Origin of the sequence: Sphingomonas phoenicis (assembly GCF_047238005.1) — a bacterium.
Lineage (GTDB): Bacteria > Pseudomonadota > Alphaproteobacteria > Sphingomonadales > Sphingomonadaceae > Sphingomonas.
The window spans coordinates 2,856,425-2,870,970 of sequence record NZ_JBDFMC010000002.1 but is presented as its reverse complement, the minus strand read 5'-3'; the positions used below and the strand labels follow the sequence as shown (position 1 = coordinate 2,870,970).

The window sequence follows — 14,546 nt, the reverse complement described above, 5'->3', positions numbered from 1 at the left end:
GTCATGACCCTCGATCCGTGGCTCCTCGACCGGCTGGTCTGCCCCGCGACCCGCACCCCGCTCCGCTACGATGAAGCCGCGCAGGAACTCGTCTCCGACGCCGCAGGCCTTGCCTATCCGATCCGCGACGGCATTCCCGTTATGCTGGTCGAGGAAGCCCGCCCGCTGGACGGCAGGTAGAGCCGAACGCGATCGGAGTTGCACCCCCTTCCCTTCAGGGGTGGCGCCTGTCCGCAGGCTAGACTGAATTTTGATCGGGTCTGGTCGACAGGATCGTCACCCCGGACTTGATCCGGGGTCCCGCTTGTCCCGCGTCCAGCGGGATCCCGGATCGAATCCGGGGGGAGCGCGACGGTCAGGCAAGCCCCGAACTTCCCTCGTCATTTCCGCAAAGGCGGGAATCCGGACACGCTGAGGCTGCTTGCAGAGCCGCGACGCCGGTGATTCTGAATCCCCGCCTGCGCGGTGACGAGAAACGGCCCGATTATACCAGAGGTCGATCCGCCCCGGGGATGATCCTCGGAAAGTCCGGGAAGACGACTCCACCAGCCCTCCGGACCGCGATCGATCCCGGCTGCAGCGCCCTCGTCAGAAGAACCGGTCGATCACGCTCCGCGCCAGCCGTGCGGGCCGCAGCGTCTCGGCGTCCAGGCAGCACCAGCTCGATTTCACTTCGGCCAGCACTTCCTCGCCCCGGCGGATCACCGTCTCGTAGAAGGCGCGCGCGCCCTGCACCTTCTCCAGCATCACCGTCGCGATGACCTCGTCGTCGAGGAAGGCGGGCTTGCGATAGGTGATCTCGTGCTTCAGCGCGACCCACAGATGTTCGGCCACGGCCTCGGCCGGCGCCAGTTTCTGCCAGTGGCTGACCACCGCGTCCTGCACCCATTTCAGGTAACTGGCATTGTTCACATGCCCCATGAAATCGATGTCGGCCGGATCGACCGCGATCGCGAATTGATGGGGTATGGCCGTCATGGCCTTGCCATAGCATGCCCGCACCCGGCGCGCTAACACCTATGTCAACAACCCGACGCGGCGAACCGATCGCGCGCCGGATGACACGTCCGTCACGATCGCGGCAGCAACCCTGACCCTCGGGAACGTCGCCACCCCATCGTCGTTCGGGGGTGGAGGGATCGGTCGCCGAACGGACCGGCCAGGGAGTACGATCGATAAAAGGGAAATCTGCCAGTCGTTCGCGCGTGGCGTGCGCCGCCATGCTGGCGCTGGCCGCCTGCAATCGTCACCAGTCCGCGCTCTCGCCCTTCGGCGAAGAGGCGTCGAGCACCCGCACGCTGACCATCGTCCTGCTGGCCGGCGCGGTCGTGATCGCGGTCGCGGTCGCCGCGCTGATGCAGCACGCGATCCGCACGCCCGGCGACCGGCTAACCCATCGCCAGGGCATGCGGCTGGTCCTGTGGGCGGGTGCGGTCGTGCCGACGCTGGTCCTGTTCGCGCTCCTCGCCTCGTCGTTGCCGTTGATGCGCCCCGCGCCGGTCGACGATGCCGACCTGCGCGTGCAGGTGGAGGGGGAGCAGTTCTGGTGGCGCGTCGCCTATCGTCCTGCCGATGCGCCGCCGGTGATGAGCGCGAACGAGATCCGGCTGCCCCTCGGTCGCACCACGTTGTTCGAACTGGGCGGTGGCGACGTGATCCACAGCTTCTGGATTCCCGGGCTCGCCGGCAAGATGGACATGATCCCCGGCCGCACCAACACCCTCGTCGTCCGCCCGACAAAGGCCGGCCGCTACCGCGGTATCTGCACCGAATTCTGCGGGCTCAGCCACGCGCTGATGGCGTTCGACGTGATCGCGATGGAGCCGGCCGCGTTCGACGCGTGGCTCGCCGCCCAGCGCCGGCCCGCCTCGCCTGCCGCCGGACCCGGCGCGGCGCTGTTCGCACGCTATGGCTGCAGCGGGTGCCACGCCATCCGCGGCGCCGGCCCGCCCAGCCATATCGGCCCCGACCTGACCCATTTCGGCAGCCGTCACACGCTGGCCGCCGGCATCCTGCCGATGACGACCGCCAATGTCGCCGGCTTCATCCGCGATCCGGGCAGGACCAAGCCGGGCGTCCGCATGCCCGCCTTCACCCATATGTCGAACGCCGACGCGGTGCAGATCGCGCGCTACCTCGAAGGCCTGAAATGAGCGACATCGCCCCCGGCCTCTACGCGCAGGACCGTACCGACCAGAACGATCCCGCGGTCCGCGCCGCGCAGGAGGAGCGGCTGCGCGCGGTGTGGAAGCCGCCATCGGGCCTCTTCTTCCGCTGGACCGACGTGAACAACAACCGGGTCGGCGTGTGGTACACGCTGACCGCGTTCGCGTTCATGCTGTTCGCCGGCATCCTCGCCCTCATCATGCGCGCGCAGCTCGCGGTGCCGCAGAACGACCTTGTCACCGCGAACACCTTCAACCAGCTGTTCACGCTGCACGGCTCGACGATGATGTTCCTGTTCGCCGTCCCGATGTTCGAGGCGGTGTCGATCATCCTGCTGCCCCAGCTGCTCGGCGCGCGCGACCTGCCCTTTCCGCGGCTGTCGGCGTTCGGATACTGGAGCTTCCTGATCGGCGGCGTCTTCGTCACCGGCTCGATCTTCTTCGACGCGGCGCCCGACGGCGGCTGGTTCATGTACCCGCCGCTCACGACCCGCACCGACCTGTCGGGCCTCGGCGCCGACATCTGGATGCTCGGCCTTTCCTTCATCGAGGTGTCGTCGGTCGCCGCCGCGGTCGAGCTGATCGTCGGCGTGCTGAAGTGCCGACCGCCCGGCATGCGGCTGAACCTGATGCCGCTCTACGCCTGGTACATTCTGGTCGTGGCGGTGATGATCCTCTTCGCCTTCCCGCCCCTGATCGCGGGCGACGTGCTGTTCGAGATGGAGCGCCTGCTCGGCTGGCCCTTCTTCGACGCGTCGAAGGGCGGCGATCCGCTGCTGTGGCAGCACCTGTTCTGGATCTTCGGCCATCCGGAGGTCTACATCGTCTTCCTGCCGTCGATCGCGCTCTTCGCGATGCTGATCCCGACCTTCGCGCAGCGCCACCTGCTCGGCTATCCGTGGATCGTGCTGGCCGCGGTCGGCACCGCGTTCCTGTCGTTCGGCCTGTGGGTTCACCACATGTTCGCGACCGGCCTGCCCAAGATCAGCCTCGCCTTCTTCTCCGCCGCCTCCGAGGCGGTGGCGATCCCCACCGGTGTCCAGGTCTTCGCCTTGATCGCCACGCTGTGGGCGGGCAAGGTCAAATGGTCGACGCCGCTCCTCTACGCGGTCGGCAGCCTCGCGATCTTCACGATCGGCGGCCTGACGGGGGTGATGGTCGCAGTCGCGCCGTTCGACTGGCAGGCGCACGACACCTATTTCATCGTCGCGCATCTCCACTACGTCCTGATCGGCGGCACCCTGCTGCCGCTGTTCGGCGGCCTCTATTACTACTGGCCGCTGGTCACGGGGAAGAAGCTGTCCGACCGGATCGGACGCAGCGCCTTCTGGGTGATGTTCGTCGGCGCCAATCTCGCCTTCTTCCCGATGCACCTGTCGGGGCTGGAGGGGATGCCGCGCCGCGTCTTCACCTATCCGGCCGAACTGGGCATCGGCGGGCTCAACATGGCCTCGACCATCGGCGCCTTCCTGTTCGCCGCCGGCGTGCTGATGGTCTGCATCGACCTGTGCCTGTCGCCGACCCGGCCGAAGGCGGCGCGCAATCCCTGGGCGGCCGGCACCCTCGAATGGCTCGCCAAGCCCGAGGACGAGGACTGGGGCATCCGCTCGGTCCCCCTGATCGAGACGCGCTACCCGATCTGGGACCAGCCCGATTTCGTCCGCAAGGTCGACGAGGGCCGCTTCTTCCTGCCCGATGCGGAGGAGATGCGGCGCGAGACGATCATCACCTCGGTCATCGACGCGCGGCCCATCCAGGTCGTGCGGCTCGGCACGCCGAGCGTCATCCCGATGCTGACCGCGATCGCGCTGGGCAGCGTGTTCATCCTGACCACCTACCACCTCTACTGGTGGGCGCTCGCCGGCGCCGCCGCGACGCTGGTCTGCGTGCTCACCTGGCTGTGGACCGGCACCGCGGAGATCCCGGAAAAGCCCGAAAAGCCGATCGGCCACGGCCTTACCGTGCCGCTCTATCTGTCGGGGCCGGCGGCGTCGGGCTGGTGGGCGATGTTCATCACCATGCTGGCCGATGCCACCGCCTTTTCCGGCCTCGTCTTCGGCTATTACTTTTTCTGGACGATCCATCCCGACTTTCCGCCCGCCGACATGCCCGATCCCGGCACTGTCTGGCCGATGGCGGCCCTCGCGCTGACTTCGATCGGCTGGGCGCTGACGATCGCCACCCGCCAGCTCCACGCCCGCGGCCATGTCGCGGTCGCCCGTACGCTGCTGGCGATCGGCATCGCGGCGACCGTCGCCAGCCTGTTCGCCGGGCTCGCCGGGCCGTGGCTGGCCGGCATGGACCCCAAGGCGCACGTCTATCCAGCGATCGTCTGGACGCTGGCGATCTGGACCGCGGCGCATGCCGGCATCGGCGCGATCTGCCAGTCCTACACGCTGGCGCGCAGCATCGCCGGCAAGATGACCCCCGCCTACGACGCCGACATCCACAACATCACCGTCTACATGCACTTCCTGCTGTTCACCGCGATCGTCACCTATGCGACGATCGGCTGGTTCCCGGAGGCGGCCTCGTGAGGAAGCGGCTGGCCGACCGCATCCGCACGCTCGACGCGTCGCTGTGGACGCTGATCGTCCCGCCGACGGTGTGGGCGGTGCACTTCCTGTTCTCCTACCTGTGGGCCGCGCTGAACTGTGCGAAGGTCGGCCGCTTCGCCACCTTCCCCACCCTGTTCGCGGCCGGCACGGTCGTGGCGCTGCTCGTCATCTCGGCCGCCGGCGTCATCGCCTGGGTGCAGCAGCGCACCCCCGGTGACGATCCGCCGCACGAACAGGGCACGCGCATCGACCGCCTCCGCTTCATCGCCACCGCCACGCTGCTGCTCGCCGCGCTCAGCTTCGTCGGCGTGATCTTCACCGCCACCCCCGTCGTCTTCCTCACGGACTGCCGGTGAAGCGCGCCTGCCTGATCGCCGGCATGGCGCTGCTCCCGCTCGGCTGGTGGGCCGCGGCGACGGGCGGGATGACCGGGCACATGGCCGGGCACATGCTCGCCGTCGCGGTCGCCGCGCCGCTCATCGCCTGGGGCCTCGTCGGCACCCGCCTCGACCTGGCCGACCGGCTGCCCCGCCTCGCCCGCCCGATGCCGGCGATGGTGGTCGAGCTGGCGGTGGTCTGGGGCTGGCACCTGCCTGCCGCCCGCGCCCTGGCCGATCGCGGCGGCGCGGCGCTGGTGGTCGAGCAGGCGATGTTCCTCGCCGCCGGGCTCCTCCTCTGGGCGTCGGTTCTCGGCACCGGGCCCGAACGCCGCGCGAGCGGGGTCGGCGCGCTGCTGCTCACCTCGATGCACATGACCCTTCTGGGCGCGCTGATCGGCCTCGCACCCAGACCGCTTTATGCGGGCCATTTCTCCACCCATGGCGACCACGCCCTCGCCGACCAGCAGCTGGGCGGCGTCGTCATGCTGATGGTCGGCGCGGCCAGCTACTTCCTCGGCGGGCTCGCCATGCTCGCCACCCTGCTCCGCCAGAAGGGCGCGACCGCATGACGATCCGCATCACCTGGGCGCGCGCCGCCGCCACGCTCGCCGGCCTGATCGCCGCCGGCCTGCTCTTCGCCTGGTCCGGCGTGTTCAACATCGCCGCCTCGTCGGGCCACTGGCCGATCACCGACTGGTTCCTGCACTGGACGATGCGCAACTCGGTCCGTACCCACGCCGCCTTCTCCGCGCCGGACGATCCCGCCGCCCGGCAGGAGCTGGTCAGCGCCGCCGGCCACTTCGCCGCTTCCTGCGCCTCGTGCCACGGCGCCCCCGGTCGCCGTCCCTCGCCCGTGATGCAGGGCGCCACGCCCCCCGCCCCCGACCTGGCGGTGAACGCGCGCGAGTGGACCGACAGGCAGATCTTCTGGATCCTCCAGCACGGCGTCAAATATACCGGCATGCCCGCCTGGGCCGTGCAGGATCGCCCGGACGAGGTGCGCCGCATGACCGCCTTCGTCCGCCGCCTGCCGACCATGACGCCGGCCGAGTATCGCACCCTGACCGAGGATGCGGCGCCCGCCGGCGTCGCCGGCACACCCCTTGGCGCCGGCACCACAGGCGCGGCCGGCATCCGCGACGGCGTGCTGGCCGGCTGTACCGGCTGCCACGGCACGGACGGCCGCGGCCGCGGCCAGCCCGACATCCCGGTGCTGGGTGGCCAGCGGCCCGCCTATCTCCTCGCCAGCCTCCAGGCCTATGCCACCGGCACCCGCCACAGCGCGGTGATGGGCGACGCCGCCGCCGCGCTCCGCCCGGACGAGATGCAGGCGCTGGCCCGCCACTTCGCCGCCCTGCCCGGCATCGGCACGGCGGCGCCTGCCGGCCCCGCCGCCGCCCGCACGATCGTCGACCGTGGCCTGCCCGACAAGCAGCTGCCCGCCTGCGCCAGCTGCCACGCCCCCGGCAAGCCCTACCCCGTCCTCGCCGGCCAGCGCGCCGACTACATCGCCCAGCGCCTGCGCCAGTGGCGCGGCGAGAAGGAGGTCGTCGACGCCCGCAAGAGCCAGGCGACCATGCCGGTCATTGCCCGCCGCATCCCCGAGGAGATGATCGACCCCCTCGCCCGCTACCTGGCGGGCAGCGCGCGGTAGGGCCCGACGGGCCTGCCACCAAACACCCCGTCGCCCCGGCCTCGAGCCGGGGCCCCGCTCCTCCCCTCACCGCATGCCCGCCTCGGGACCAAGTCCGGGGTAAAGACGAGCGCCCTCCCGTCATCCCCGCGAAGGCGGGGATCCAGACGCGCCGACGTCGCGACTTAACCACCAGTCTCAGCGTATATGGATCCCCGCCTGCGCGGGGATGACGAAGTGGTTGATGCTCCCTTTGGGACGCCGCCGCGGGGGCGTCCCTATGGCGCCCGCCGCCGCCTCCTCCTATCTCCCTGACATGAGTACCGCATCATGAGCGTCGCCTTCCGCCGCGAGAGCGACGAGGAACATCTGGAGCCGAAATTCGAGGTTCCGATCCCGACCGGCCCCAACCTGATGACTCCCGCCGGCCCCGCGCTGATCGCCGCGCGCATCGCTGCGCTGGAGGCGCAGGTCGAAACCGCCAGCGACGACGACCGCGAGGCGCTGCGCCGCGACCTGCGCTACTGGAACACCCGCGCCGCCACGGCGGAGGTCGTCGCGCCGCCTGCGGACGACACCGCCGGCATCGGCAGTCGCGTCACCTTCCGCCTGAACGGCGCCACCCGCACCATCGCCATCGTCGGCCATGACGAGGCGGACGCGGACGCCCGCATCACCTACGCCGCGCCCCTCGCCCGCGCGCTGATCGGCACCGGCGCCGGCGACCTCGCCGATTTCCAGGGCCGGTCCGACGCGATCGAGGTCCTGTCCGTGGAGAATGACTGATGGCCGAGAAGTTCGAACGTCACCGCCAGCCCTGGACGCAGGACGAGATCCAGAAGCTGCACACGCTGGCGAAGAAGGGCATGGCGCTGAAGGCGATCAGCAAGGCGATGACCCGCAGCGAGGAATCGATCAAGGTCCGCGCCAAGGAAGACGGCCTGTCGATCGCCAAGCTGCGCTGAGTCTCCCCGGCGGCCCGAGCGGTTGCCCCATCTCCGCTCCACCCGCATGCTCCCGCGAAGGCGGGAACCCAGTGCTGGGTCCCCGCCTTCGCGGGGACACAGGGCGGACAGGCACAGTTACCACGCCCCCGTTTCAAGCCCGTCACCCCGACCCTTCCTGCTTCCCGGCGAAGGCCGGGGCCCAGTCGCGAAACGCCGCTGACGACAATGCTGCGCCCGCCCCATCCGTGTGCTCCCGCGAAGGCGGGAGCCCAGTGCCGTGTCCCCGCCTTCGCGGGGACACGGGACGGACAGGCACAGTCACCACAACCCCGTTTCAAGCCCGTCACCCCGCCCCTTGCTGCTCCCCGGCGAAGGCCGGGGCCCAGTCGTGGAACGCCGCTGACGACAACGCTGCGCCCGCCCTACCCGTGTGCTCCCGCGAAGGCGGGAGCCCAGTACTGGGTCCCCGCCTTCGCGGGGACACAGAGCGAACAGGCACCGGCGCACACCGCAGTCTGCCGACGCTCTCGCCGCCGCCGCATTTCAGATGTCCTACGATCCCATTGACGGCGTAAAGCAACCCCATGCCCCCGCACCCGATCACCGCGCCTGCGACGAAGTTACGACAGTATGACTGTCGAAACTCCCCGATCTTACGTCAGCACCACTGTCGAAACTTCGCCACCCGCATCCACTCGCCCACCGGTCCGGCTTCGCAGCCACATCCCCTTGCGATCGCTGCCTTTTCACCCCGCGCCACCATCACCCCCGACATTGCCTTGACCCCGCACAACCCGAAACTTCCTCAACATTCGCGGACGCGAGCGGCATGACCCACGACGCGATCGTCCTCGGCGCCGGTGCCGCCGGGCTGATGTGCGCCGCCACTGCCGGCCAGCGCGGGCGGCGGGTGCTGCTCGTCGACCATGCCGACGAGCCGGGGAAGAAGATCGTCATCTCCGGCGGCGGCCGCTGCAACTTCACCAACGTCGACGCCACCGCCGATCGCTACCTGTCGGCCAACCCGCATTTCGCCAAATCCGCGCTCGGCCGCTACACCGCCGCCGACTTCGTCGCGCTGGTCGACAGCTACGGCATCGCCTGGCACGAGAAGACGCTCGGCCAGCTCTTCTGCGACGGCAGCGCGCGCCAGATCGTTGCCATGCTCCTCGACGAATGCGCGAAGGGTCAGGTCGAACTCGCGCTGGGCCGACCGGCGGAGGTCGAGCATGACGGCACGCATTTCCGCGTCGCGATCGGCGATCGCATCGCCACCGCGCCGGCGCTGGTGATCGCCACCGGTGGTCCCTCGATCCCGAAGCTCGGCGCGACCGACTATGCCTATCGCCTCGCCCTTTGCTTCGGGTTGAAGCTGGTCGAGCCGCGCCCCGCGCTCGTCCCCCTGACGCTCGGCCCGGACGAGGCGCTGTTCCGCGAGCTGTCGGGCGTCGCGACCGAGGTGGTGGCGACTGCGGGCGGCACCGGTTTTCGCGAGGCGGCGCTGTTCACCCATCGCGGCCTGTCCGGCCCCGCCATCCTCCAGGCCTCGTCCTACTGGCGCCACGGCGAGGCGGTGGCGATCGATTTCGCCCCCGCCCGCGCGCCCGACTGGCTGGTCGATGCCAAGCGTACCAACCCCCGTGCCGGCCTCCGCCGCATGCTCGACCTGCCCGATCGCCTGTCGGAGGCGCTGGCGGCGAAGCTCGGCATCGCCGCCGAACTCGGCAACGTCCCCGACCGCGCCCTGCGCGACGCCGCTGCCAGGCTGAAGGCGTGGCTGTTCCGCCCCAGCGGGACCGAGGGCTATGCCAAGGCGGAGGTGACGGTCGGCGGGATCAGCACCGCGGAATTGTCGCAACGTACGATGGAGGCACGGAAAGTCCCCGGTCTCCATGCGATCGGAGAGGCGGTGGACGTGACCGGCTGGCTGGGTGGCTATAATTTTCAGTGGGCGTGGGCGAGCGGATGGGCTACGGGACAGTCGATCTGACACTTATAGCGCGTGAAATGGCCGGACGAGCTGGCTGAACTGCCGCGCCGTCACCATCTGGAACGCCATGCTACCCGAACAATTCCCCACCCCGCTTGCCGAGGCGCTGGCCGCGCGCGGCTACGACACCCTCACTCCCGTCCAGGCCTCGGTCGTCGCGCCAGAGGCGATCGGCCGCGACCTGCTCGTCTCGGCCCAGACCGGATCCGGCAAGACGGTCGCCTTCGGCCTCGCCATGGCCGGCGAGCTGTTCGTCGACGGCACCCTGCCGCCGCCCGCCAAGCCGCTGGCGCTGGTCATCGCCCCCACCCGCGAACTGGCGCTGCAGGTCAGCCGCGAACTCGCTTGGCTCTATGCCGGCGCCCGCGTCGCCACCTGCGTCGGCGGCATGGACGCCGTGCGCGAACGCCGCTCGCTGCGCGAGGGGACGCACATCGTCGTCGGCACCCCCGGCCGCCTGCGCGACCATCTGGAACGCGGCGCACTCGACCTGTCGAACCTGAAGGCCGCCGTGCTGGACGAGGCCGACGAGATGCTCGACATGGGCTTCCGCGAGGATCTGGAGCAGCTGCTCGACGCCACTGCGGCCGAGCGTCGCACGCTCCTCTTCTCCGCCACCCTGCCCCGCCCGATTGTCGCCCTCGCCCGCACCTACCAGCGCGATGCGCTCCGCATCTCGACGGTGGGCGAGGATCGCGGCCACGGCGACATCGAGTATCAGGCGCTCGCCGTGTCCCCGTCGGACATCGAGCATGCGGTGGTGAACCTGCTCCGCTTCCACGAGGCGGAGACGGCGATGCTGTTCTGCGCCACCCGCGATAACGTCCGCCACCTCCACGCCAGCCTGGTCGAGCGCGGTTTCGCCGCCGTCGCGCTGTCGGGCGAGCATTCGCAGAACGAGCGCAACCAGGCGCTCCAGGCGCTGCGCGACGGCCGTGCGCGTGTCTGCGTCGCCACCGACGTCGCCGCGCGCGGCATCGATCTGCCCAGCCTGTCGCTGGTCGTCCATGTCGAGCTGCCCCGTGATGCCGAGACGCTGCAGCACCGTTCCGGCCGTACCGGCCGCGCCGGTCGCAAGGGCACGGCGATCCTCGTCGTCCCCTATCCCAAGCGCCGCCGCGTCGACATGATGCTGCGCTCGGCGCGCATCGCCGTCGAGTGGCGCCCGGTCCCCTCGGCCGAGGACATCCGGAACGCCGATCGCGAGCGGCTGCTGACGAAGCTGGCCGAGCCGGTCGAGCTGGACGACGAGGATCGCGCGCTGGGCACCCGCCTGCTCGAGAGCAAGTCGCCAGAAGAGGTCGCCGCGATGCTGGTCCGCGCCCTGCGCGCCAGCATGCCCGCGCCCGAGGAGATGGCGGAGGCCTCGTCCGAGCCGCAGCGGCGCGAGAGCGTCCACCGTCCCGGCTTCGACGACACCGTCTGGTTCCGCATGGACATCGGCCGCCGCCACAACGCCGACCCCCGCTGGCTCCTCCCGCTGATCTGCCGTCGCGGCCATGTGACCCGCGACGAGATCGGCGCGATCCGCATCGGTCCGGCCGAAACCTACGTCCAGATCCCCCGCAACGCCGCCGCAAAGTTCGCCGCCGCGGTCCAGCGGACCGGCTCGGCCGATACCGAGGAGAGCGGGATCACCATCACCCAGTCCGACGGTCCGCCCGCGCAGGGCAACAGCGCCGGCGGCGGCAGCCGCAGTCCGGGTGGGCGCGGCCGCGCCCCGAACGCCGGGCGCCCGCCGATGCCGCTGAAGCCGCGCTACCAGGCGCGGCCCACCCGGCCGAAGCGCTGATCGCAACCGTCACCCCGGCCCGCCGCTGGGGTGACGGTCATCGCAGCGCCAGCGAGAGCGCCTGCCGCCACCCCGTCAGCAACCGCTCGCGCTCCCGGCCGTCCAGCGCCGGCGTGAAGACATCCGGCTCGCCCCTCAGGTCGGCCAGCGCCTTCAGGTCCGGCCACAACCCGACGCCCAGCCCGGCCAGGAACGCCGCGCCCAGCGCCGTCGTCTCCAGCATCGCCGGCCGCTCCACGGGCCGGTCGAGCATCCCCGCCAGGAACCCGCACAGCCAGTCGTTCGCCGCCATTCCGCCATCGACCCTCAGCGCCGCACCCATCGGCGCACCGTCCTCATCCATCGCGTCGACCAGGTCGAGCGTCTGGTACGCCACCGCCTCCAGCGCCGCGCGCGCGACATGCGCCGCCTCGGTCGCCAGCGTCAGTCCCGCGATCACTCCCCGCGCGCCCGGCTGCCAGTGCGGCGCGCCCAGCCCGACAAAGGCCGGCACCATGTACACCCCGCCATTGTCCGCCACCCGCGTCGCCATGTCGTCGGTCTGCGAGGCGTGGGTGATCAGGCCGAGGCCATCGCGCAGCCACTTCACCGCCGCGCCCGCGACGAAGATCGATCCTTCCAGCGCATAGGTCGCCTGCCCGCCCAGCCGGTACGCGACCGTCGAGATCAGCCGGTTGTCCGACGAGACAGGGCTCGTCCCGGTGTTCAGCAGCACGAAGCAGCCGGTGCCGTACGTCGCCTTGGCATCGCCTGCCGCGAAGCACCCCTGCCCGACCAATGCCGACTGCTGGTCGCCCGCGATGCCCGCGATCGGGATGGCCGCACCGAACAAGGTCGTCTCGCCGAAGACGCCACTCGAATCCATGACATCCGGAAGCAGCGCGGCGGGAATGTCGAACAGCGCCAGCAGGTCGGGACACCAGCGCTGCGCATGGATGTCGAACAACAGGGTGCGGCTGGCATTGGTCGCGTCGGTGGCGTGCACCCTGCCCTCGGTCAGCCGCCACAGCAGGAAGCTGTCGATGGTGCCGAATGCCAGCTCGCCCGCGACCGCCCGTTCGCGCGCGCCGTCGACATTGTCGAGGATCCAGGCCAGTTTCGTCGCAGAGAAATACGGATCCAGCAGCAGTCCGGTGCGCGCACGGACCAGCGCCTCGTGTCCGGCCGCCTTCATCGCCGCGCATCGGTCGGCGGTGCGGCGATCCTGCCAGACGATCGCGGGATGGATCGGCGCGCCGGTGCGCCGGTCCCATACCACCACCGTCTCGCGCTGATTGGTGATGCCGATGGCGGCCACGTCGCGCGCCGCCAGTCCGGCTTCCGCGATCGCCGCGGCGACCACCCGGCGAACGTCACGCCAGATCTCGTCGGGGTCGTGCTCGACCCGGCCTTCGCCCGGATAGGATTGCGCGAATTCGGTCTGCGCCATGGCCAGCGGCTTCGCCCGGTCGTCGAAGACGATCGCCCGGGTGGAGGTAGTCCCCTGATCGATCGCGACGATATGCCGGGCGCTCATGCACGTCTCTCCAGATAGGTGGCGAGCGCCGCGGCGGTCGCGGCACCGGTATGCAGGCCGATCTTCGATCGCCGCCACAGGATGTCCTCGGCCGTCCGCGCCCATTCGGTGGCGACCAGATAGTCGACCTCCGCCGCGGTCAGCCCGCCGCCGAAGTCCTCGCCGAGTTGGCCCCACGCCTGCGCTTCGCCCAGGATCTGCCCGACCCGCGTGCCATAGCTGCGGACGAGCCGACGCGCGTCATGGTCGCTCAGGAACGGCCATTGTCGCCTCGTGGTGTCGATGTACGCATCCGCATCGCGCCCCGGCAGGTCACCCCCGGGCAGCGGCACGCGATCGGTCCAGCGATCGCCCATCGGCGGCAGCACGTCGCCGAGTTGCTCCAGCGCATGCTCGGCCAGCCGGCGATAGGTCGTGATCTTCCCGCCGAAGACCGACAGCAACCCCGGCGCGTCGGCGCCGCCCGGCCGCAACACATAGTCGCGGGTCACCGCGGACGCATCCGCCCGCCCGTCGTCGTAGAGCGGCCGGACGCCGGCATAGCTGTGGACGACATCGCCCGGCCCGATCGGCTTCGCCAGATAGGCATTCACCGCGTCGCAGAGATACGTCACCTCCGCCGCCGACGCGGCGGGCGGCCCGGCCTCTTCCGACCAGGCTATGTCGGTGGTGCCGATCAGCGTGAAGTCGCGCTCGTATGGGATCGCAAAGACGATCCGGCGATCGACGTTCTGGAGAATATAGGCGTGCTCGCCCTCGAACAGGCGCCGCACGACGATGTGGCTGCCCTTCACCAGCCGGGGCGGCGGCTCGGCCGCGGCGCCGGTCACACGGTCGAGTACGCCGTGAACCCACGGCCCGGCCGCATTCACGATCGCACGGGCGGCGATCGTCCGGCGTCCTGCGGCATCCTCGATCGTCGCGTTCCAGCGCTCCCCGTCATGGGCCGCGGCAACCATGCTGGTCCGCGTCAGGATCGTCGCCCCCCGCTCCGCCGCATCCAGCGCGTTGAGCACCACCATCCGTGCATCGTCGACCCAGCAGTCCGAGTAGGCGAAGCCGCGGATCACACCGGGCTTCAATCCCGCGCCGAGCGGCGAACCGGCCAATCGCACCGACTCCGATCCCGGCAGCGTTCCTCGCCCGCCCAGGTGATCGTACAGGAACAGCCCCAGCCGGATCAGCCAGCCCGGACGACCACCCGGTGGTTGCGGCAGGACGAAGCGCAGCGGCCAGGCGATGTGCGGCGCGATCGCCAGCAGCCGCTCCCGCTCCATCAGCGCCTCGCGCACCAGCCGCAGCTCGTAATATTCCAGATAGCGCAAGCCGCCATGGATCAGCTTGGTGGACGCGGACGAGGTATGGGCCGCCAGATCGTCGCGCTCGACCAGCACGACCGTCAGGCCGCGTCCTGCCGCATCGCGGGCGATACCGGCGCCGTTGATGCCGCCGCCGATCACCAGCAGGTCGCACGGCGTGGTCGCCATGATCGGACCGGGCATCGCTCTCCCTCACTGTCGGTCGCGTGACGATTGTCGTAGGCGCTGCGGGGCGATAGGCAATCC

13 protein-coding genes are annotated in these 14,546 nt (G+C 70.4%); 10 read left to right on the top strand and 3 right to left on the bottom strand.

The features are described 5' to 3' along the window. Positions 1-3: 3 nt before the first annotated feature. Entirely contained in the window at positions 4-180 is a 177-nt protein-coding gene (locus tag ABC319_RS14730; protein ID WP_413070946.1) for a Trm112 family protein, read from the top strand. A 408-nt stretch (positions 181-588) separates the two neighbouring features. Here ABC319_RS14730 and ABC319_RS14725 read toward each other — a convergent pair whose 3' ends face one another. Further along, on the bottom strand, positions 589-978 hold the full coding sequence (locus ABC319_RS14725; protein ID WP_413070945.1) for an acyl-CoA thioesterase: 390 nt from the start codon (positions 976-978) through the stop codon (positions 589-591). A 242-nt stretch (positions 979-1,220) separates the two neighbouring features. On the opposite strand from ABC319_RS14725, the gene ABC319_RS14720 reads away from it, so the two are divergent. The 9 genes from ABC319_RS14720 (at position 1,221) to ABC319_RS14680 (ending at position 11,465) form a co-directional block, all read left to right on the top strand. Further along, positions 1,221-2,153: a cytochrome c oxidase subunit II gene (locus ABC319_RS14720; protein ID WP_413071709.1), complete on the top strand. Its 933-nt coding sequence runs from the start codon at positions 1,221-1,223 to the stop codon at positions 2,151-2,153. Continuing rightward, positions 2,150-4,702: a cytochrome c oxidase subunit I gene (gene ctaD, locus ABC319_RS14715; RefSeq protein ID WP_413070944.1), complete on the top strand. Its 2,553-nt coding sequence runs from the start codon at positions 2,150-2,152 to the stop codon at positions 4,700-4,702. Before ABC319_RS14720 ends, ctaD begins: the two co-directional genes overlap by 4 nt. Continuing rightward, complete coding sequence (locus tag ABC319_RS14710; RefSeq protein ID WP_413070943.1) at positions 4,699-5,079, top strand: hypothetical protein; 381 nt, start codon at positions 4,699-4,701, stop codon at positions 5,077-5,079. Before ctaD ends, ABC319_RS14710 begins: the two co-directional genes overlap by 4 nt. After that, complete coding sequence (locus ABC319_RS14705) at positions 5,076-5,672, top strand: cytochrome c oxidase assembly protein (RefSeq protein WP_413070942.1); 597 nt, start codon at positions 5,076-5,078, stop codon at positions 5,670-5,672. The genes ABC319_RS14710 and ABC319_RS14705 overlap by 4 nt, the downstream gene beginning before the upstream one ends. Continuing rightward, positions 5,669-6,757, top strand: a complete 1,089-nt coding sequence (locus tag ABC319_RS14700) for a c-type cytochrome (RefSeq protein WP_413070941.1) — start codon at positions 5,669-5,671, stop codon at positions 6,755-6,757. Before ABC319_RS14705 ends, ABC319_RS14700 begins: the two co-directional genes overlap by 4 nt. A 309-nt stretch (positions 6,758-7,066) precedes the next feature. Then, positions 7,067-7,522, top strand: coding sequence for a GreA/GreB family elongation factor (locus ABC319_RS14695; RefSeq protein WP_413070940.1), 456 nt, complete (start codon positions 7,067-7,069; stop codon positions 7,520-7,522). After that, positions 7,522-7,701 (top strand): hypothetical protein, encoded by a 180-nt coding sequence (locus tag ABC319_RS14690; protein ID WP_413070939.1) that lies wholly within the window; start codon positions 7,522-7,524, stop codon positions 7,699-7,701. Before ABC319_RS14695 ends, ABC319_RS14690 begins: the two co-directional genes overlap by 1 nt. 811 nt (positions 7,702-8,512) lie before the next feature. Further along, on the top strand, positions 8,513-9,673 hold the full coding sequence (locus tag ABC319_RS14685) for a BaiN/RdsA family NAD(P)/FAD-dependent oxidoreductase (RefSeq protein WP_413070938.1): 1,161 nt from the start codon (positions 8,513-8,515) through the stop codon (positions 9,671-9,673). A gap of 67 nt (positions 9,674-9,740) precedes the next feature. Further along, a complete protein-coding gene (locus ABC319_RS14680; protein WP_413070937.1) occupies positions 9,741-11,465 on the top strand; it encodes a DEAD/DEAH box helicase in 1,725 nt (574 codons plus the stop codon). Between the two features lie 37 nt (positions 11,466-11,502). On the opposite strand, the gene glpK is transcribed toward ABC319_RS14680, so the two are convergent. Together glpK and ABC319_RS14670 are read right to left on the bottom strand one after the other, a co-directional pair. After that, on the bottom strand, positions 11,503-12,981 hold the full coding sequence (gene glpK, locus ABC319_RS14675) for a glycerol kinase GlpK (protein WP_413070936.1): 1,479 nt from the start codon (positions 12,979-12,981) through the stop codon (positions 11,503-11,505). After that, the gene (locus tag ABC319_RS14670; RefSeq protein ID WP_413070935.1) at positions 12,978-14,483 is read right to left on the bottom strand and encodes a glycerol-3-phosphate dehydrogenase; all 1,506 of its coding nucleotides are present in this window, start codon (positions 14,481-14,483) and stop codon (positions 12,978-12,980) included. Before ABC319_RS14670 ends, glpK begins: the two co-directional genes overlap by 4 nt. Between the last annotated feature and the right edge of the window lie 63 nt (positions 14,484-14,546).